Raw genomic sequence first — 20,174 nt, 5'->3', positions numbered from 1 at the left:
TCACCGCGCCGGTGAATTCCGTGCGCGACGACGACGGCGCCACCGACGGCGGCCACTGTCCTTCTCCTGCGCCTGGCTGCGAGTGGCATGTCAGGCTCCTTCCTCTTCGTCGGACTCGATGGCCGCGATGACGGCCTGGATCGGGATGCGCCCGCTGGCCACGAGCTGGCCGCCGGCGTGACGCACCGCCGCGCCGAAGGGGGCCGCCCACAAGTTCTCCCACACCAGGACGGCCGCTGAGCTGCCCGGCTCGATGGTCTCGGCCAGGTCGGCGACGTCCTGCTCGCTGAGCAGCATGGCCAGCTCGGTCTCGTACGCGCGGAGCTCGCCGATCTCGGAGTCCTCCATGTCCGTCGCCTCGAACGCCTCGAAGCTGCCGTCCTCCGCCTTCTTGAAGAACAGCAGGTCCAGGACCCGGATGAGGTCGCGATCCACGTAGTCCTTGAGGATCGGGGCGATCTTGCCGTTGAGGGTGCTGCCCTCGAACTCCACGACGATCCAGTCCACCGGACCGAGCTCGTCGACGTTGAGAGTCATGTCATCTTCTCCTTGGTGTGCGTCCGGTGTGGATCAGTGCGTCCGGTGGAGGTGCAGGCCTGGGCCGACAGACCACGGGCGACAGTCGGGGTGCCGCACCGCGACGGGGTGATGGGTCGCGACGCATGCGGGTCCGCCTGCGTTGCCCACAAGGCTAGGAGCCGTCCGCCCGTGCAGCCTCACCCGCTGGGGATGAACCCTGCCTGCCGGCGGCCGTGGAGTGTCCCTGTCGGGTGGTCGGGGGCCGTCCCCTGTTTGGGGTCCGGCCCTCTTGCTGGTCTCGTCGTCTATTCGCTCTGCTTGCGACCCGGGCCCGGGTGCCTGCGCTTTCCGCGCCGGAGGCGCAGCTCGAGCCGGTCCAGAACGTCCTCAGGTCGTCGGCGAGGTCGTGCACCCGACGCGTCACGTATCGACGCCTCCTCGGGCCGACGCCGATGTGGGCGCGTCCCTTCGCCTAAGGTCCTGCCAACGCGAGGGCGGGGTCCACCCGGAGGACTCGCGTGATACCAGCGACGCTCGCCACGACCCCGAGACCGATGGCGACCACCGCGAGCACCAGGCACGGGGTGAGGCCGAGGCCGATGGTCAGCGGAAAGGCCGGCAAGAGTGCCTGCGCGAGGAGGACCGCGCCGGCCGCGGCGGCCACCGACACGGCGAGACCCTCGATCAGAGGGGTCGCGCAAAGCCGCCATGGAGCGGCACCGATGGCCTTGAGGACGGCCACGTCGCGCACTCGGTCGAGGGCCGAAAGGTAGCAGACGAAGGCCACGATGCTGCCGGCCACGAGCCAGAGGAGGACAGAGAGGAGGCCAAGGGTCCTGGTCGCGACCTGAAGTGGTCGGCGTAGGTCGTCCCGGACATCGCGCGGCGTCATGACCACCAGGTCTGGTGGGAGAACGGCGGGTTTGCCCCGCATGACGAGCGCGCTGGCCAGGTCGTCGCCGTGGTAGGCGATGGCCTGGCCCTGAGAGAGCGTCATGACCACGGTAGGCGTACCCCCGTTGTACGTCAGCCCGGCAAGGGTTCCGACCACCGTCAGACGAACACCGGCGAGCGTCAAGGTTGTTCCGAGCGGGACGCCCAGGCTCTCGTCGACCGCGACCTCGCCCTCGGCGCGAGGCGGCCGGCCTGCGGTCGGTCGAGGCTGGACGACACCATCGGGACGGTAGGCGATGACGTTGACGTCGACGGGACCGCTGGACTGGGCCCCGTCGACGACGTGTCGGAAGATCGCCACCGGGGTCATGGCGACTGCTCGAGGGGGGTCCGCGATCAGCTCCGCCGTCGAGGTCCTCATCGGGGAGTTCGTGGTGAAGGGACCTGCCAGACCTCGCGTCACGATCCAGGCGTCACCGCCGAAGAAGGTGATGGTCCGGTCCGTCTCCTCGAGGAAGCTGTCGTGAACGGACTGGAGCAACAGGGTGACGGCGAAGACGAGCATGGCCGCGCAGACGCCCACGACGATGCGGCGGGCTCGCCACTGCAGGTCGCGCAAGGTGATGGTCAGCATGGCGTGGTCAGGTCCACCACGTCGTCGGCGGCCTGTATTACTCGGAGATCATGCGTGGCGACGAGGACGAGTCGACCCGGCCGGACGAGCGAGCGGAGGAGCGTCAACATCGCGCCGACCTGCGGTTGATCCAGGTGGGCGGTCGGCTCGTCGGCCAAGAACAGCGGAGGATCTCCGACGAGGCCGCGCGCGATCGCGACCCGCTGCTGCTCGCCGCCCGAGAGACTCCCGGGTCGGTGGTGCAAGCGGTGAGCGAGACCCATCCCGGACAAGAGCTCGGTGGCGCGCCGTCGAGCGACCGAGCGCTGGACGCCCGTCATCAGCAGCGGCGCCATGACGTTCTCGACGGCATCGAGACTGGCGATCAAGTTGAACGACTGGAACGCCAGGCCCACGCAGTCCCGACGGTGCTGCAGCATCTGCGGACGTGACGAGAGCGCGAGCTCGCGGCCCGAGAAGGTGACGGAGCCTCGAGCCGGTGTCAACAAGCCGGCCAGGACCGACAGCAGCGTGGTCTTGCCCCCGCCGCTCGGGGCGCACACCACCATGAGCCGACCATCGGTACCGACGAATGACAGGTTCTCCAGGGGCCGGACGCAGCTGGGGCCTGAGCCCAGCTCCACGGTCAGGCCGGACACGATGAGGTCAGCACGACTGGTCACGCTCGCCCCTCACCCCCCGAGACTCTCCCGGACCCGCCTGGCGGTGGGCCCCTTCACGGGTCATCGTGGCAGCCCCCCGTGGATCTTGCGGTCCATCTCGCGGGATTCGGCCAATGGTCCCGAAAACGCAGACCGACGGGCATCGACGTGCGACGGTGGGCCATGCGAACCGGCTTGCTCCAGAGGGCCGCTGGACGTGGGCTCCTGTGGATGCTCGGCCGCCGCGCAGACGGCAGGCACGCGCGTGCTTGGCCCCGCGTACCCGAGGATGCCTACACCCTCGTGCGTCGCGATGGGCTCGACCCGGTGGCGGCCCTCCTCGACCGAGACGCTGTGACGAGGCTTCGGCTCCCGTTCCGGTTCCGCGGGTGGCTCGTGACCGGGTACCCGGACGTGCGCTCGGTGCTCGCGGACTCCGCCGGCTACAGCAACGACCTGGTGGGTCGGCTCGGGGCATCGGCCGCAGGGAAGCACCACCTTGGCGGTCTGGGCTTGTGCGACCCGCCCGAGCACACGCGGCTGCGGCATCTGCTCGTCCCCGAGTTCACCGGGCGTCGCCTCCAGGACCTGCAGCCGCTCATCGAGGGCATCGTCGACGACGCCTTGGACGACCTGTCAAGGCTCGGAGACGCAGGTGAGCCGGTCGATCTCGTCGAGCACCTGGCCCGTCCGGTCGCCGCCCGCACCATCTCCATGATGCTGGGTCTCGATGAGGATGAGCACGCCGTGCTCCATCGGCTCAGTTCCCAGCGGTTCGACCTCGCGGGATCAGGCGGGGGACCTTTCGGACCGATCTCCGACGCCATCGGCCATCTCCTCGAGGTCGTGCGCCGTCAACGCGCACACCCGGCACCGGGACTCATCGGCCGTCTCCTGCGCGATCACGGCACCGAGCTGACCGACACCCAGATCGCAGGTCTGGCCGACGGCCTGTGGACCGGCGGACTCGAGTCCACCACGAGCGCGTTGGCGCTGGGCGGATACCTGCTCGGAACGGACTCCGTGGCGGCACACCTCCTGCGGGACGATGACCGTAAAGGTGTGGACCGATGGGTCGAGGAGCTCTTGCGCTACACCTCGGTCGTGCAGGTGGCGTTCCCCCGGGTGGCGCTGGCAGACACGGAGCTCGGCGGCGAGCGCGTCCTCGCCGGAGACCTGGTGGTCTGCTCGCTCAGCGCGGCCAACCGCGACGCGAAGTTCGTCGACGACGCCGCCCAGTTTCTGCCGGATGGCCGACCTCGAACTCACCTCGCGTTCGGTCATGGTCCGCACCGGTGCATCGGTGCCGAGCTGGCGCGCCTCGAGCTGCGAACGACACTGCCCCGGCTCGCAGTGCGTTTCCCGCAGCTGCGGGCGGTCGCGCCCATCCCGCGCACCGATGGCGAGCGTCTCTCCTTCATCTACGGCCTCCCAGCCGTTCGCGTCCTGCTCGAGGACGGCGGACCCGCTGACGACTCGTCGAGGCACGCCGGAAGGCCTTGATCGAGCCCAGCTCTCAGGTCCGTCCGGGCCCAGCGGCGACGTCTGCACCCCGCACATGAGGCATCCGCAAGCGGTCAGGCCTGCGATGATGCCGACATGAGCGAGGCCGTGCAACGGTACGTGGCGTTCTCGGATCATCCCGACGGCGGCAACCCCGCTGGTGTCGTGCTCGATGCGGCCGGGTTGAGTGACGATCGCATGCTCGCGATCGCCGCCGACCTGGGATACAGCGAGACGGCCTTCCTGTGCGGCACCGACATCCGCTACTTCTCACCGCTGGCCGAGGTCCCGTTCTGCGGTCACGCCACCATTGCCACGGCGGTGGCCCTGGCCGAGCGCGACGGGCCTGGCGAGGTCGTCCTGGCTACGGCCGGCGGCCCGGTTCCGGTCAAGACCCGGCGCGATCCTGACGGCCGCATCCTGGCGACACTCACCAGCGTGCCAGCGCGGATCTCCCCTATCGGACCCGCGGATCTCGAGGAGCTGCTCGCGTCACTCGGCTGGGGCACCGCCGACCTCGACCCCGCACTGCCGCCACGCATCGGCTATGCCGGCGCCTGGCATCCCGTGATCGCCGCGGCCACGCGCCGGCGCCTCGCCGCGCTCGACTACGACTTCGACCGGCTGGCGACACTCATGGCCGCCCGCGAATGGACGACGATCCAGCTGGTCTGGCGCGAGGCCGGCTCGCTCTTTCACTCGCGCAATCCGTTCCCGCCAGGCGGCGTCGTCGAGGATCCCGCGACCGGCGCCGCCGCCGCTGCGCTCGGCGCGTACCTCCGCGATCTCCAGCTCGTGCCGCTACCCGCAACCGTCACCATCCATCAGGGTGAGGATCTCAGGCGACCTGGACACCTCGTCGTCGATATCCGCGCCGATCGAGCCGAGATCGAGGTCACCGGCACCGCCGTGGCCATCACGTGAACTGCTACCCGAGGGCGGCACGAACGGACGGGGGACGGACTCCGCCACGGGGTGGTGCCCGACCCGCCTTGCCGCACGACGTGCGTCACGGGAGCGGATGACCAGGATCCTGCCCCGGCGAAAAGGTGGGCAGAGCAGTGGGTGACCGGGTGGTGAGCCTGTCGTCCAGCAGCTTTGCGGTGGTCAGGGAGCTGGCGAGGGGACTCGAACCCCTAACCGCCTGTTTACAAGACAGGTGCGCTACCAGTTGCGCCACGCCAGCACGTCCCGGCGCGAGCGCCGCGGACGGGCGAAAGCGTAGCCGAGCCGGACCGCATACGCCCACACGGCTCGGCCGGGGGAGACGAAAGGACGGCCCCGCGCAAACCCAGGGGTGGTCGCGCGAGGCCGTCCGGCTCAGTTGTATCAGGAACTCACGGAAGTCGCAGAGTCTGACCCACGAAGATGAGGTTCGGGTTGGTGACCCGGGCCCCGTTCGCCTTCCAGAGGGACTTCCAGCCGCCGGCCACGTGGTAGCGCGCGGCGATCTTGCCGAGGGTGTCACCACTGCGGACGGTGATCTTGGCGCCCTTGGCAGTGTTCTTCTTGGTGGACGTGACGGCATACGTCTTCTTCTTGACGACCTTCTTCGTCGTCACCGGCTTGCGCACGGTCGACCGCGAGACCGGGGTCGACGTGGCGCCGCCGTTGGCGCGCGTCAGGCCCGCGCGCTGCGAGCACACCGGCCAGGCGCCGGGGCCCTGGGAGGCAAGCACACGCTGCGCGACGGCGATCTGCTCGGCCCTGGTGGCGAGGTCCGCGCGCGGTGCGAAGGCCGTGCCGCCGTAGCCGCGCCACGTGCTCTGCACGAACTGGAGTCCGCCGTAGTAGCCGTTGCCGGTGTTGATGTGCCAGTTGCCGCTCGACTCGCACTGGGCGACGCGGTCCCAGACGGAGGCCGCCTTGGCCGACCCGCCCGTGGCGATCCCACCGACGATGGTGGCGGCTCCAGCGATACCGACTCCCGCGATGCGCTGCTTGACCGAGACCTTCTTGGTCGCAGCATGCTTCGACATGTACTGCATGGTGTTTCCTTCCTGACGCGCGCCTGCGGGGTTAGCTGTCGGGTTGGGGCGTCAGGTGCCCTGTCGCGGATGCGACTTCACCCCGAGACCAGATCTCGTCCTCTTGTCATGCGCTTCGACACACATGCACTCACTGGTCACACTGGGTCCCCCGTCCTCGCCCGGCCCACGGCTGTGGGCTGCATCCCTGGCTGGCGAGGCTCGGCGCGCTCAGGGAACGGATTGATGGGTGTCCATGTGAAGTTGTGGGAGCGTTCGTGTGGAGCCGGACGCGACGAAGCGACCCGGGAGCCAAGTGCTGCAGCTCCCGTCCGACCCTAGAGTCGAGGCCGCCGAGCACTGACGGTACGGGACGTTCCAGCCCTGCACAAGGAATGTCGAGACACTTCCGTGATCTTTTCCCAGCCCCTGACAGGGGTTGATGCGCTAGGGACACAGGGCCCGCACAGAGGTCGCATCAGGCACCCACAGACCCCACCGGGCGGGCCTACAGACGCGGCGGTGCGCGGCCGTCAGTGCCCGAACGGGTTGGCCGTGAACGGGTCCCACGTGAGGCTCGTGCCGTGCTGGAGCGCCACGAGAGCGGCCACGACGCCGAAGACGGCGAGCAGCCCGGACACGATCTGCGCGGCGAGGCCGGCCGGCACGAGGCGCCGCGCGATCGAGCGCGACCCCCGCCGCAGCGAGGCACCGCCGGGTCCCCACCACAGCATGAGCAGGCCCAGGACGCCGCCGACGGCGAGCGTGATCGGGGCGCCGGGCCCGAGGTCGCTCCCCTGTGTCCCGGCGAGGAGCAGGGCGGCCGCGAAGATCCCCGCGAGCGCCACGGCGACGGGCAGGAGCAGTCCCACCCCGGTCGCGATGATGCCGACGACGAGGTGCCACGGGCTCGAGACGACGGCGAAGGGCACGTCGCTGCGCCGACGCCCGAAGTCGTAGCGGCGCAGCACGAGCGCCGTGACGGAGCGGTCGGTGGCGCGGGCGAGCGCCGACAGCACCACGAGCACGAGCAGGGCGATGCCCGGCCAGGCCATGAGGGCACCGATCCAGGCGATGCCGACGGCGGCCAGCAGGCCGGTGCGCATCGGCAGGCCGATGCGGGGGTCGCCCTCGCGCGTGGCCGGCTCCGCCTCCTCGTCCCACTCGTCCTCGGGCCAGTAGCCCTGCTGGGCCTGCTCGACGTCCTCGCCCCCGTGCCCGTGGAGAGCGTCGTAGTCCTGCGCTCCGCCCCACTCGTGGTCCGACGCCGGCTCGTCGTCCCAGCCGTGGTCGTATGCCGCCGGGTCGGGTGCGGGCGCCGGGGCGCCGGTCGGGGGCGGGGCCCACCGCACCGGGGTATCGGCCGGGTGCGCAGTCGCCGGCGTCACGGGCGGCATGACGGCGGTGCTGCCGTTCTGGACCACCTGGGTGTCGCCCGGAGTCGCGGCGCGGCCGTCGTCCCAGGGGTTGCCGCTCGGCGTCGGCACGGTCGCCGCACGCCCCGCGGCGTAGAGCTCGAGCGCCGCGATGACCTGGTCGGCGTGGGGCCGCAGCCTCGGGTCGGGTGACAGCGACGCGCGCAGCAGCGGCACGAGCCGAGGGTCGACGCCCTCGAGGTCGACGTCACCGGCGCGGACCCGGGTGAGCACGGCGTCCATGCGGGCGCGGCCGAACGGCGGACGGCCGGACGCGGCATACGTGATCGTGGCGGCCCAGCCCCACCAGTCGGTGGCGTCGGTGATGGCGGCACCCTCGACGAGCTCGGGCGAGAGGTAGCCGGGCGTGCCCATGACGAGCCCGCCGACGGTGTGGCGCACGTCGTCCTGCAGGTGCGCGATGCCGAAGTCGATGAGCACCGGGTCGCCGTCCTCGATGAGGACGTTGCCCGGCTTGATGTCGCGATGGACGACGCCGCACGCGTGGATCGCGCGGATCGCCTCGGCGATGCCGCGGGCGAGGCGCAGCAGGTCGGCGGGCGCCAGCGGGCCGTGCTCCTCGACGACCTCGTCGAGGGCCGGACCGGGCACGTAGCGCGTCACGATGTAGGGGCGGGGCGCCATGACGTCGGCGTCGATGACGCTCGCGACCCGGGCGTCGCGGATGCGCGAGAGTGTTTCGACCTCACGGGACAGGCGCTGGCGGGCGTCGGCGTCATGGGCCACGTGCGCGCGCAGCACCTTGATCGCCACGGCGCGGCCGCGCGGGTCGAGGGCGAGGTGCACGACGCCCATGCCGCCCTCGCCGATCTCCTCGATGAGGCGGTACGGGCCGATGCGCTGCTGGGACCCGGGACCGCCGGGCTTCGGGACCACGGGCACACCACCGGTGCGCGCGCCGGGCCGCGGGGTGGGCACCCGCTCGGTCCGGTCGTACGCAGTCATGCCCCTACGGTATGCGACTGGCGCGCTGCCGTAGGAACCCTGCGGCAGCGCGCCGCGGAGTGTCCCGGTCGGTGGTGGTTGGTCCCCTTCGTCCCGGTGCTCAGCTGCTGATGTAGTCGCGCAGCTGATCGCGCTCGGACTGCAGCTCGGACAGGCGGTGCTTGACGATGTCACCGATGCTGACGATGGCAGCGAGCTTGCCGTCGGCGTCGACGATCGGCACGTGGCGCACCCGCATCTCGGTCATCGTCCCGGCGAGGTCGGCGATGTTGTCGTCGGCCGAACCGGTGGTGACCTCGCTCGTCATGATCTGCGACACCGGCGCCTCGAGCACGCTCGTGCCCGTGCTGTGGAGGTGGCGGACGACGTCGCGCTCGCTGACGATCCCGTCGACGCTCGAGCCGTCGGTGCTGACGACCACCGCACCGATCCGGTGCTCGGCCAGCAGTGCGAGCAGGCCGGCGACGGTCTCGTCGGGCTTGACGGTGATGACCTCGCTGCCCTTGTAGCGCAGCACGTCAGAAATCTTCACGGCGACTCCTTCACCTCGGCGCGATGCCCTCAGGCGGCCACCCGCTCCACCAGAGATGCCCTGACTCGACCCTAGAACGGGACCGGACCGGGCGCCACCGTTCGCTCGTTAGAGTGAGACCGATCGCGCCCGCCGCACCCCTGCCCACCGGGCCGGAGCACGGCGCGGCCCGAGGACCACCCCTCGAAGCAGCAGGAGTTGATTGCGTGCCGTCCGCTCGGCCGACCTACGACCTCGTCATCGCCGCGAACCGCCTGCCCGTCGACAAGGTCGTCACCGACGACGGCGAGGTCGAGTGGCGCCGCAGCCCCGGCGGCCTCGTGACCGCCATGGAGTCCGTGATGCGCACGCAGCCCGGCGCATGGGTGGGCTGGGCCGGCGACGCCGGCGAGGCGCCCGAGCCGTTCGACGAGGACGGCATCCACCTGCACCCCGTGCCGCTGTCGACCGACGACATCCGCGACTACTACGAGGGCTTCTCCAACGACACCCTCTGGCCGATCTACCACGACGTCATCGTGCCGGCGACCTTCCACCGCGAGTGGTGGTCGAGCTACCAGACGGTCAACCGGCGCTTCGCCGAGGCCGTCGCCGAGGTCGCGGCCGAGGGCGCCACGGTCTGGGTGCAGGACTACCAGCTCCAGCTCGTGCCGGAGATCGTGCGCAAGCTGCGACCCGACGTGCGCATCGGGTGGTTCAACCACATCCCCTTCCCGCCCGTCGAGCTCTTCGCGCAGCTGCCGTGGCGCGCCCAGCTGCTCGACGGCCTGCTCGGGGCCGACTTCCTCGGCTTCCAGCGCCAGGCCGACGCCCGCAACTTCGTGCGTGCCTGCCGCCAGCTGCTCGGTGCCCAGACCAGGCGCGACCGCGTCACCGTCGAGGGCTCGCACCGTCAGGTCCGGGCGGCCGCGATCCCGATCTCCGTCGACTTCCAGGGCCTCGAGGCGCTCGCCCGACGGCCTGACGTCATGGCCCGCGCCCGCGAGATCCGCGAGAGCCTCGGCGACCCCAAGGTCCTCATGCTCGGCGTCGACCGGCTCGACTACACCAAGGGCATCCGGCACCGGCTCAAGGCCTACGAGGAGCTGCTGAGCGAGCGGCGCATCGGACCGCCCGACGTGACGCTCGTGCAGGTCGCGACGCCGAGTCGCGAGCGGGTGGACGCCTACCGCAACCTCAAGAACGAGATCGAGCAGACCGTCGGCCGCATCAACGGCGAGCTCGGCAAGATCGGCGCACCGGCCGTGCACTACCTCCACCACTCCTACCCTCGCGAGGAGATGGCGGCGCTCTTCCAGGCCGCCGACGTCATGCTCGTGACACCGCTGCGCGACGGGATGAACCTCGTCGCCAAGGAGTACGTCACGTGCCGCCACGACCTCGGCGGCGCCCTCGTGCTGTCGGAGTTCACCGGCGCGTGGCACGAGCTGCACCAGGCGTTCGCGTGCAACCCGCACGACATCGAGGGCCTCAAGCAGACGATCCTGCGCGCCATCAACACCCCCGAGAAGGACAAGCAGCGGATCATGAAGGCGCTGCGCCGGCGCGTCTCCGACCACGACGTCCAGCGCTGGGCGGCGCGCTATCTTGCCGCGCTCGCCGCGGCGCCCGAGCTGCCGGGGGCCGAGGCACGCCCGCAGCCGACCCCGCACGCGGAGGAGACTCCGCTCATGCCCGCCCCCAGCGAGTCCCGCAGCGAGTCCCGCAGCGGGTCGCGCGGTGTCGCGGACAGGGCGGGGTCGTGAGCGCCACCGCGCCGTCCGCGGAGGCGCTCGAGGAGGCGGCGGCCGCCCCGGTCCTGCTCGTCGCCACCGACTTCGACGGGGTGCTCGCACCGTTCGACGCCGACCCCATGAACGCCACGCCCGTGGCGGGCAGCATCGACACGCTGCGGTCGCTCGCGAGCCTGCCGGGCGTCCACGTCGCCGTCGTCTCGGGACGTGACCTCGACACGCTGCGGGCCCTCACCGGCATCACCGAGGACGAGCCGATCGTCCTCATCGGCAGCCACGGCGCCGAGTCGTCGAGCGGGGCCGTGCGCGAGGCCATGGAGGCGGCAGCCGTGACCCCTGACGACGAGGTGACGCTGGCCGAGCTGCGCACCGACATCGAGTCGCTCGTCAAGGAGCACCACCCCGAGGCCGGGATCGAGTACAAGTCGGCCGCCGTCGTCGTCCACGTCCGCGGCCTCCCGCGCGACGTCGGTGACGCCGCCATCGCCGACGCCCGGCGGGTCGCCCTCGACCACCCCGGCGTCAAGGTGCTCAAGGGCAAGTCGGTGCTCGAGCTGTCGGTCTCCCACGCCGACAAGGGATCTGCCGTCACGGCGCTCGGGCGCCACGTCGGCGCCGTCGCGCGCGTCTACCTCGGCGACGACGTCACCGACGAGGACGCGTTCATGCGCATGCGCCGGCCCGAGGACGTCACCGTCAAGGTCGGCACCGGCTCGACCGCCGCCCGTTACCGCGTCGACGACGAGCCGGCCGTGGCCGCCCTGCTGACGCGACTCCAGTCCCTCTGCTCCGCCGCCCACGTCGCGAGCTGAACCGGGCGACCGGGCCACCCGGCATACGCGCACCACCTCGACGCCGCGGCCCCCAAACGGTGGGCGTAACCCCACGCCCTCGACCGCCCCGGCGCCGCGGCCCCCAAACGGTGGAGGCCCCGGAGGCCGAGAACCCGGACCGCCGGTCGAGGGCTGGAGCCGGCGCCCAGCGCCGGAAGGCCGCACTCCCCCACGTCGCGCGGACGCTCAGTGGCGCCGGACAGCGCCCGTCGAGCCGCGGACGACCAGCTCGGGTCGGAAGACGTATTCGGCGCGGGGAGAAGGCTGCCCGGCGATCTCGTCGAGCAGGGCACGCACCGTCGCAGCACTCATGGCGTTGACGCTCTGGCGCACCGTCGTGAGTGGCGGGTCGGTGAAGGCGATGAGCGTCGAGTCGTCGTAGCCGACGACCGAGAAGTCGCGCGGGACGTTGAGGCCGCGCTTGCGGGCCTCGCGGATGGCGCCCAGCGCCATGAGGTCCGATCCGCATACGACGGCTGTGGCGCCACGGTCGAGCAGACGCCCGGCCGCGGTCGCCCCGCCCTCGACGGAGAAGAGCGAGCGCTCGATGAGGTCGTCGACGTCGGAGCGACCGGTCAGCTCCTGCATCGAGTGGCGGAAGCCCGCGATCTTGCGGATGACCGGCACGTAGCGGTCGGGTCCGACTGCCAGACCGATCTCGCGGTGCCCCAGGCTCACGAGGTGCTCGAGCGCAAGGCCCATCGAGGCGACGTCGTCGTTGCTGATGAAGGGCGCGTCGACGCCCTCGATGTAGCCGTTGACAAGGACGAGCGGCAGGTTGCGGTCACGCAGCGCGACGTAGCGGGCGGAGTCGGTCGTCGTGTCGGCGTGCAGGCCGGAGATGAAGATGATGCCGGCGACACCGCGCTCGAGGAGCATCTGGACGTAGTCGTCCTCGTGCACTCCCCCCGCGACCTGCGTGCACAGCACCGGCGTGTAGCCGTTCTGCGCGAGGGAGTTCTCGATGATCTGGGCGAAGGCCGGGAAGATCGGGTTGGTCAGCTCCGGCACGATGAGGCCGACGAGCCCGGCGCTCTTGCGGCGCAAGCGACTCGGTCGGTCGTAGCCGAGGACGTCGAGCGCCGTGAGGACGGCCTGGCGTGTCGACTCGGCCACCCCCGGCTTGCCGTTGAGCACTCGGGACACGGTGGCCTCGGACACGCTCGCCTGTTCGGCGATGTCGCGCAGTCGTGCCCTCATGTCACCTCCCCCTTCGTCGCACGTGCCGTGGACCGTCGTCGGTGGGGCGCCACGTCCAGATGCTGACGCTGGGCCCCGAGGCGCTCAGTGTGACAGCACGCTTGCCGACCTTGGGGACGGGTCCGTAGAGCGGCGAACCGGACTCGATCCCGGCCAGGTGACGCGGGTCGAGGACCACCGGGTCGTGGGCGTCCCGTGCGACGTGGACGAGAGCCACCTCGTCGAGCGTCTCGCGGAGGTAGACCATGGCGTCACCCTCGGCGTAGACCCAGCGCAGGCCGCCGCGCCGGAGCGCCACCGAACGCTGGCGAGCCTGGATGAGGCCGCGGTAGACCGCGAGCGTCCCCGAGTCCCAAACGCTCTCGTCCCACGGCATCGGACGGCGGCCGTCCTCGCCGAAGGTGCCCTCCATCCCGATCTCGTCGCCGTAGGTCATCATCGGCATCGACGGGAAGGTCATGAGCAGACCGACCGCCGCCTCGACGGAGTCGGCGCCGACGAGGGTCCGGATGCGCGGTACGTCGTGTGACCCGATGAGGTTGAACGAGTGGACGAGCGACTGCCAGGCGATCCGCGACGTGAAGTCACGCATCGTCTCGACGACCGCACCGGCATCGAGCAGGGGCAGCGGGACCGGGGCGCCGAGGAACCGCGGGTCCTTGGGTTCCTCACGCAGCCACGTCCACGTCGGCTTGCAGAAGCCGGCGTAGTTCATGACGCCGTGCCAGCCGTCGCCGGGCATGTCAGGCGTGTAGTCGTGGAAGTGCTCCCCGACGAGCAGGGCGTCGGGGGCGACCCGGCCCATGACGTCACGCATCTGCCGAGCCACGTCGTGGTTGACGTCGGTGTCGCGCCAGCGGCCGGTCATGTTGGCGACGTCGACACGCCACCCGTCGAGCCCACCTGACCGACCCAGCCACTTGCGTACGACACCCTGGGGGTCCTCGAAGATGCGGTGGCGCAACGCGGCGTTGAGGTGGTTGAGCTTCGGCAGGGACGGGACGCCGAGCCAGGCGACGTAGGTGCCGTCCTCCCAGATGTAGTAGTCCCGCTCCGGCGTGTTCTTCCCGCCGGGACCGGCGGCCTTGAGGAACCACTCGTGGGCGTTGCCCGTGTGGTTCGTCGTGAAGTCGCCCATCACCTTCAGGCCGCGCTCGTGGGCGGCCTTGGTGAGCCGGCGCAGCGCCGGGGCACCGCCGAGGAGCGGGTCGATCTGCTCGAAGGACGACGCGTCGTAGCGGTGGTTGGAGCGCGCCGGGAAGAACGGCGTCAGGTAGACGACGTCGACGCCCAGCGACTCGAGGTGGTCGAGGTGCTCGGTGATGCCGTCGAGGTCACCGCCGTAGAGCTGGTGGGCGATGCCCCTGGGGCTGAGCTCGACCGGGTCGGACCAGGCCGCAGCGACGGCCCAGTCCGGCGTCTCGTGCTTGTCGGCACCTTTCGAGCGCGCGAAGCGGTCGGGGAAGATCTGGTAGACGACCGCCCCCAGCGCCCACTCCGGCGGCGGGCTCGCGTGCGCGACGAGGCGGAAGTCGCTCGCATCGGGCACGTCCCGCCCGTGGACACCGGTCCCGTTGAGCCACGCGTACCTCGTCGGGCCGCCGGTGAGCAGGAAGCGGTAGCTCGTGACCGGGTTGTGGCACGTCAGGGTCGCGCGCCACCACTCGTCGACGGCCGTCGTGCGCACCTTGCGGGCGACCGTGAAGGTCGCCTCGCCGTCCGGGGACGTGCGCACGTGGACCGCCTCGACCTCGGCCTCGAGCGGCACCCGGACGAGCACGTCGACGCGGTCGCCGAGGCGGGGCGTCTGGTTGGAGACGTACCGCCCCGACCCGTCGTGGTGCGGCTGGCTCAGCCACGTCTGCTGGCGGGTCGGGGCAGGAGTCACTTCACGGATCCCGTGGTGAGCCCACCGACCAGCTGACGCTGGAAGGCGAGGTAGAGCAGCATCACGGGGATCGAGCCGAGCAGGGCACCGGCCGTGAACCGCCCGAACAGGGTGTTCGCGTCGTTGCCGAGCGTCATGCCGTAGAGACCGACACCGAGCGTCTGGTTCTCGACGTCCGTGAGGAAGACGCTCGCCAGCATGAACTCGCCGTAGAGGCCGACGAAGACGAGCATGAAGACCGTGACGAGGATCGGCATGACCAGTCGTAGCGTCATCGTGAAGAAGATGCGCGCATGGCTCGCACCGTCGACGATGGCTGCCTCGTCGAGCTCGCGTGGCACGGTGTCGAAGTAGCCCTTGAGCAGCCACACGTTGGCCCCGAGCGCGCCGCCGAGGTAGGCGAGGATCAGGCCGGTGACCGTGTTGAGGCCGAGCGCCGGCAGCACGTCACCGATCGCCGCGAAGATGATGTACGTCGCGACGATGGCGAGCAGCGCCGGGAAGAACGTCGTCAGCAGCAGGAACATCATGCCGCCGCGACGGCCCTTGAACCGCAGGCGCGAGAAGGCGAACGCCGCACACGCGCCGAGGAAGACCGCCCCGAGCGCCCCGACGAACGAGATGGTCAGCGAGTTCTTGTACCAGGTCCAGAACGGGCGCGAGCTGTCGTTGAAGAGGTCGGTGAAGTTCTTCGTCGAGAAGCCCGAGGGCCACAGGCTCGCCGTGTTGAGCGTGCCGCTCGGGTTCGTCGCTGCGGAGTAGATGAAGAGGATCGGGAAGAGCGCCCACATCAGGGCGAGGATGCCCAGGGCGTGGCGCCACCAGACCTGCCCGCCGACGCCCGGCCGTTTCGGCGACGGGGCGTGGTCGACGTGCTCGCCGGTCTCGACCTCGAGCCGGTGGTCGAGGCGGGGGTCTGTGGGAACAGGGGCGGACATCAGTTGACCTCCTCGAGGGCCTTGGTGCGACGGAAGCCCGGGATGCTCATCAGCGCCACGAGCAGGAAGATGATCACGGACACCGCCGCAGCAAAGCCGTAGTTGGGCGCGCTGCCGGAGAAGGCCAGGCGGAACGCATACGTGATGAGCAGGTCGCTCGAGCCGATGCTCGTGTCGGCGCCGTTGAACGGGCCACCCTTGGTGAGCAGGTAGATGAGCCCGAAGTTGTTGAAGTTGAACGCGAACGACGCGAGCAGCAGCGGGCCGACGGCCACGAACAGCAACGGCATGATGATCGAGCGGAGCGTCCGGAAGGCGTTGGCGCCGTCGATCGTCGCCGCCTCGCGCACGTCCTGCGGGATCGACTGGAGCGCGCCCGTGCAGACGATGAACATGTACGGGAAGCCCAGCCAGAGGTTCGTGATGAGGATCGCGGCCTTGGCGCCGCCGGGCGTTCCCAGCCAGTCGACGGAGATGCCCAGCGTCTGGTTGATGATGCCGTAGTCCTGGTTGAACATGCCCTTCCACACCAGCGCCGTGACGAAGCCGGGCAGGGCATAGGGCAGGATCAGCAGAGACCGGTAGAACGCTTTGCCGCGCAGTCTCGGGTCGTTGAAGAGCAGCGCGATGAGCATGCCCAGCAGGAACGTCGTGAGCACCGACAGGATGGCGAAGGCGATGTTCCAGATGAAGATGCTGATGAAGCCGCTGCGGATCGTGCTGTCGGTGAAGATGCGGGAGTAGTTCGCCAGGCCGATGTTCTCCTTCCAGCCCTGGGGGAACGACTGGGTCGGGTCGGCCACGTTGACCCACTTGGCGTCCTTCGGCGCATACACCGATGGTGGCGCCGTGGCCGCGTCGGTCAGCTGGTCGGCCGCCGAGTCGTAGGTGACCGTCGCCTTGCCCTCGAAGGCCTCGGAGAGACCGACCGGTTTGATGCCGCCCCCGTCGCTGGTCGGCACGGCGATGGCCGACAGGTCCTTGCTCCGGGCGTTCGCCTGCTTCGCGGTGAGGATGGTGTAGCCGGGAGCCTTGGTGATCTTGCCGACGGGCGTCTTCTCGACACCGGTCGGGGGAAGCGGCTTGAGGCCGGCGTTGTCACCGACGTAGGTGCTGCCGTCTGGCTTGGTCAGCAACAGGACGAGGTCCGCGGTGGCGGGGTCGCCGCCCTCGGCGATCGCGACCGACATCTTGTAGCGCGGGGTGTCGGGGACCTCGCGGACCGACTGGGCGATGATGTCGGTGACCGACTCCTCCTTGCTGTAGAGGTGTCCGTCGCCGTAGTTCGTGACCGAGAGGCTCGCGGTGTAGAGCACCGGCCACAGCTGGAAGAGGATCATGAAGAGCAGACCCGGGACGAGGTACTTCAGGGGGACCGATCGCTTCGTCGCGTAGACGGCGAGGACGCCCATCCCCACGAGTCCGGCGAGAACGACCGCCATGACGTTGCCGGCCGCAGCCAGCTTGGTGGCGATGTAGAGGATGCCCAGCAGGGCGACTGCAATGAGAACCCACTTGATCGCGAGCGCGATGGGCTTCTTCATGTGACACGTCCTTTTGCGCCGACCCGGCGCCGTTGCCGTAGGTGCACGAAGGGGAGCCCTCGCGGAGCTCCCCGATGGCCCGTGCCCGGGCCGGGTTTCCGGGGTCCGCCCTCAGGACGGACCCCGGAAACCCTTGTCAGACTGAGGAGCTCAGCCCTTGGCGATGTTCGCCGTGATCTCCTTGGCAGCAGCGTCGAGACGCTCCTTGGCGCCGGCCTTGCCGGCGATGATGTCGGCGGTCGCCTGGCCGAAGGGGCCCCAGACCGAGTTCATCGCGGGAATGTTCGGCATCGGCGAGCCGTCGATGCCGGCCTCGTACCACGCCTTGACGTCGGGGTCGCTCGCGGCGACCTCGGCGTACGCCTCCTTGAGGGCCGGCGGGCGCTTGCCGACCTCGAAGAGGGCCAGCTGGACGTCCTTGCGCGGGATGTAGTTCGTGACGAACTCCTGCGCGAGGGCGGCGTTCTTGGCCTTGCTCGAGACGTAGAACATCTGGACACCGAGGAACGGACGCATGGCGCCGCCACCGGTGAGGCTCGGGAGCGGGGCGATGCCGTAGTTGATGCCGGCTTCCTTGGCCTTCGCGACGCTCCACGGACCGGAGATCATGAACGGGGCGGCCTTCGTGTCGAAGAGCGCGTCCTGGTTCGTGTCGTCGACGTTGGTCGAGAGGACCTTCTTCTTGCCGAGCTCGGCGAGGACGTCGCCACCCTTGACCGAGTCAGGGGTGTTGACGATGACCTTGTTCGGGTCGTAGTCACCGTTGGGCTTGATGGCGAAGATGCCGCCCTCGGGGAACGCCGAGAGGTACGGGTAGGCGAAGTACGCGTTGCCGACCTTGGAGACGAACTGGCTGAGGACCTGCTTGGCCTTACCCTCCTTGACGAGCTTCTCGCCGGCGGCGACGAGCTCGTCCATGGTCTTGGGCGGGTTCGGGACGAGGTCCTTGTTGTACATGAGGCCGATGTTCTCGACGGCGTAGGGCACGCCGTAGGCCTGGCCGTTGAACTTCGTGGCCTCGATCGCCTTCGGCAGGAACTTGGCCGCGACGTCGGAGCTGAGGTTGACCGGCGCGACCGTCGAGTTCTGGACGAGCTCGCCGAGCCAGTCGTGGGCGCCGACGATGACGTCCGGACCCTTGCCGACCTTGGTCGCGTCCTTGAACTGGGCGCGGGTGTCGGTCGAGATCTGGACCTTGACCGTCACGCCGTTCTCGGCAGCGAACTCGTCGGCGTACTTCTGCACGGCCTTCGAGCGGTCGGCGTCGGTCCAGATGACGAGGTCGACGTTGGCGTCACGGACGGGAGCAGCGGTGCCGCTCGGCGTCTCCGGGACACCGGTGGTCGTCGCCTTGCTCGTGCCGGCGGCGCCGGTGTCGGACGGGGTGGTGGGGCTGGACCCACCGCAGGCGCTGAGGGCCAGGGCGGCAACACCCGTGACGGCAGCAGCGCCGAGCGCACGCTTGTGCATGGATTCTCCTTTGAAGCCAGGTGGCACACGCCGCCACCGGTGCCCCGGAATCTAGCAAGAAGTTGCAGACAGCGGAAACCCGCTTGCTGCAATTTTTTGCAACGTTCCGGACACATCCCTGATCGGACCCAGCGGGGACCGGTCGCCGGGGTCCCCGCCGGGGCCTACACGTCCCCGACCCGTGCCCGCGGCGGCCCTCCCGTGGGCGAGGGGTGGTCAACGTGCCCGGAGTGGGACATGATGTCGATGCCTGCTCACCCGGGCAGGCACACCCTTTACAACGGATCGTCCGGCACGTTCCTGCCGGTGAAGGAAGGCAATGAAGCCATGGCAACAGTGACGTTCGACAACGCGACGAGGCAGTACCCCGGGAACCCGATTCCCTCCGTCGACAAGCTCAACATCGAGATCGCGGACGGGGAGTTCCTCGTCCTCGTCGGCCCCTCCGGGTGTGGCAAGTCCACCTCCCTGCGCATGCTCGCCGGCCTCGAGGAGGTCAACGGCGGACGCATCCTCATCGGTGACCGCGACGTGACGAACCTGTCCCCCAAGGACCGCGACGTCGCGATGGTCTTCCAGAACTACGCGCTCTACCCGCACATGACGGTCGCCGACAACATGGGCTTCGCGCTCAAGATCGCCGGCGTCGACAAGGCCGAGATCCGCAAGCGCGTCGAGGAGGCCGCCAAGATCCTCGACCTGACGCCGTACCTCGACCGCAAGCCGAAGGCCCTCTCCGGTGGCCAGCGCCAGCGCGTCGCCATGGGCCGCGCGATCGTGCGCTCCCCGCAGGTGTTCCTCATGGACGAGCCGCTGTCCAACCTCGACGCCAAGCTCCGCGTCCAGACGCGCACGCAGATCGCCTCGCTCCAGCGCCGCCTCGGCGTCACGACGGTCTACGTCACGCACGACCAGGTCGAGGCCATGACGATGGGTGACCGCGTCGCGGTGCTCAAGGACGGCATCCTCCAGCAGTGCGACAGCCCGCGCCGCATGTACGACCACCCGGCCAACGTCTTCGTCGCCGGCTTCATCGGCTCGCCCGCCATGAACCTCATGGAGGTGCCGGTCACCGACGGCGGCGTGGACCTCCACGGCCACACGGTCCCGGTGACGCGTGAGAACCTCGCGGGCGTCGGCAAGAACGTCACGCTCGGTGTGCGTCCCGAGGACCTCGAGCTGTCGTCCGACCAGTCGGGCATCCCCGTCACGGTCGACGTCGTCGAGGAGCTCGGCGCCGACGCCTACATCTACGGCTCCACCGAGCAGAAGCTGCTCGAGGCCACCGGCGAGAACGCCGGCGCCGTGCCGTTCATCGCACGCGTCGACGGTCGCCGCCCCCCGGAGAAGGGCGACAAGATCTACCTCAAGCCGAAGGCCGGCCACGTGCACGTCTTCAACGCCGAGTCGGGGCTGCGCGTCGGCGACTGAGCCACACGCGTACCACCGCATCACGCCGCCGGGCCGGCACCCCTCGTGGGTGCCGGCCCGGCGCCG

At 70.0% G+C, this 20,174-nt stretch carries 16 protein-coding genes, 1 tRNA gene and 1 riboswitch; of the genes, 5 read left to right on the top strand and 12 right to left on the bottom strand.

Features of this window, described 5'->3' with window-relative positions; genetic code table 11:
- Positions 1–90 precede the first annotated feature (90 nt).
- The 3 genes from ASD90_RS04865 to ASD90_RS04855 all read right to left on the bottom strand — a co-directional run bounded on the left by ASD90_RS04865 (position 91) and on the right by ASD90_RS04855 (position 2,685).
- Positions 91–537 carry a DUF6325 family protein gene (locus tag ASD90_RS04865; protein WP_056752336.1) on the bottom strand — a complete coding sequence of 149 codons (447 nt, stop codon included), beginning with the start codon at positions 535–537 and terminating at the stop codon, positions 91–93.
- 454 nt (positions 538–991) lie between these two features.
- Positions 992–2,047 carry an ABC transporter permease gene (locus tag ASD90_RS04860; RefSeq protein WP_056752334.1) on the bottom strand — a complete coding sequence of 352 codons (1,056 nt, stop codon included), beginning with the start codon at positions 2,045–2,047 and terminating at the stop codon, positions 992–994.
- Positions 2,041–2,685 carry an ABC transporter ATP-binding protein gene (locus tag ASD90_RS04855; RefSeq protein WP_157610700.1) on the bottom strand — a complete coding sequence of 215 codons (645 nt, stop codon included), beginning with the start codon at positions 2,683–2,685 and terminating at the stop codon, positions 2,041–2,043. Before ASD90_RS04855 ends, ASD90_RS04860 begins: the two co-directional genes overlap by 7 nt.
- Before the next feature lie 399 nt (positions 2,686–3,084).
- Between ASD90_RS04855 and ASD90_RS04850 the strand changes: the two genes are divergently transcribed.
- Together ASD90_RS04850 and ASD90_RS04845 are read left to right on the top strand one after the other, a co-directional pair.
- On the top strand, positions 3,085–4,191 hold the full coding sequence (locus ASD90_RS04850; RefSeq protein WP_162260172.1) for a cytochrome P450: 1,107 nt from the start codon (positions 3,085–3,087) through the stop codon (positions 4,189–4,191).
- A 96-nt stretch (positions 4,192–4,287) separates the two neighbouring features.
- Positions 4,288–5,115, top strand: a complete 828-nt coding sequence (locus ASD90_RS04845) for a PhzF family phenazine biosynthesis protein (RefSeq protein WP_056752324.1) — start codon at positions 4,288–4,290, stop codon at positions 5,113–5,115.
- A 189-nt stretch (positions 5,116–5,304) separates the two neighbouring features.
- Here ASD90_RS04845 and ASD90_RS04840 read toward each other — a convergent pair.
- The 4 genes from ASD90_RS04840 to ASD90_RS04825 form a co-directional block, all read right to left on the bottom strand.
- Positions 5,305–5,377: transfer RNA gene (locus ASD90_RS04840), tRNA-Thr, on the bottom strand.
- Between the two features lie 151 nt (positions 5,378–5,528).
- Positions 5,529–6,170 carry a transglycosylase family protein gene (locus ASD90_RS24605; RefSeq protein ID WP_304437877.1) on the bottom strand — a complete coding sequence of 214 codons (642 nt, stop codon included), beginning with the start codon at positions 6,168–6,170 and terminating at the stop codon, positions 5,529–5,531.
- A gap of 12 nt (positions 6,171–6,182) precedes the next feature.
- Positions 6,183–6,396, bottom strand: a riboswitch (cyclic di-AMP (ydaO/yuaA leader).
- Between the two features lie 295 nt (positions 6,397–6,691).
- Entirely contained in the window at positions 6,692–8,539 is a 1,848-nt protein-coding gene (locus tag ASD90_RS04830) for a serine/threonine-protein kinase (protein WP_056752319.1), read from the bottom strand.
- Positions 8,540–8,639: 100 nt separating this feature from the next.
- Positions 8,640–9,071, bottom strand: coding sequence for a CBS domain-containing protein (locus ASD90_RS04825; protein WP_056752316.1), 432 nt, complete (start codon positions 9,069–9,071; stop codon positions 8,640–8,642).
- 206 nt (positions 9,072–9,277) lie between these two features.
- Between ASD90_RS04825 and ASD90_RS04820 the strand changes: the two genes are divergently transcribed.
- Together ASD90_RS04820 and otsB are read left to right on the top strand one after the other, a co-directional pair.
- A complete protein-coding gene (locus ASD90_RS04820) occupies positions 9,278–10,816 on the top strand; it encodes a trehalose-6-phosphate synthase (protein WP_056752313.1) in 1,539 nt (512 codons plus the stop codon).
- Positions 10,813–11,616, top strand: a complete 804-nt coding sequence (gene otsB, locus ASD90_RS04815) for a trehalose-phosphatase (RefSeq protein ID WP_056752311.1) — start codon at positions 10,813–10,815, stop codon at positions 11,614–11,616. The genes ASD90_RS04820 and otsB overlap by 4 nt, the downstream gene beginning before the upstream one ends.
- A 207-nt stretch (positions 11,617–11,823) precedes the next feature.
- Here the strand turns inward: otsB and ASD90_RS04810 are convergent, their stop codons facing one another.
- The 5 genes from ASD90_RS04810 to ASD90_RS04790 all read right to left on the bottom strand — a co-directional run bounded on the left by ASD90_RS04810 (position 11,824) and on the right by ASD90_RS04790 (position 18,677).
- Positions 11,824–12,837, bottom strand: coding sequence for a LacI family DNA-binding transcriptional regulator (locus ASD90_RS04810; RefSeq protein ID WP_056752307.1), 1,014 nt, complete (start codon positions 12,835–12,837; stop codon positions 11,824–11,826).
- A 1-nt stretch (position 12,838) separates the two neighbouring features.
- Positions 12,839–14,725, bottom strand: coding sequence for a glycoside hydrolase family 13 protein (locus ASD90_RS04805; protein ID WP_082588480.1), 1,887 nt, complete (start codon positions 14,723–14,725; stop codon positions 12,839–12,841).
- Entirely contained in the window at positions 14,722–15,663 is a 942-nt protein-coding gene (locus ASD90_RS04800) for a sugar ABC transporter permease (RefSeq protein WP_056752304.1), read from the bottom strand. Before ASD90_RS04800 ends, ASD90_RS04805 begins: the two co-directional genes overlap by 4 nt.
- Positions 15,663–17,207: an ABC transporter permease subunit gene (locus ASD90_RS04795; RefSeq protein ID WP_056752302.1), complete on the bottom strand. Its 1,545-nt coding sequence runs from the start codon at positions 17,205–17,207 to the stop codon at positions 15,663–15,665. Before ASD90_RS04795 ends, ASD90_RS04800 begins: the two co-directional genes overlap by 1 nt.
- 150 nt (positions 17,208–17,357) lie before the next feature.
- Positions 17,358–18,677, bottom strand: coding sequence for a maltose ABC transporter substrate-binding protein (locus ASD90_RS04790; protein ID WP_056752299.1), 1,320 nt, complete (start codon positions 18,675–18,677; stop codon positions 17,358–17,360).
- 327 nt (positions 18,678–19,004) lie between these two features.
- On the opposite strand from ASD90_RS04790, the gene ASD90_RS04785 reads away from it, so the two are divergent.
- Positions 19,005–20,108, top strand: coding sequence for an ABC transporter ATP-binding protein (locus ASD90_RS04785; RefSeq protein ID WP_056752296.1), 1,104 nt, complete (start codon positions 19,005–19,007; stop codon positions 20,106–20,108).
- The last annotated feature ends 66 nt before the right edge of the window (positions 20,109–20,174 follow it).

It is taken from the genome of Terrabacter sp. Root181 (assembly GCF_001428505.1).
GTDB lineage: Bacteria > Actinomycetota > Actinomycetes > Actinomycetales > Dermatophilaceae > Terrabacter.
Note: the sequence above shows the minus strand (reverse complement) of the source record. Positions and strands in the feature narration are given on the sequence as shown.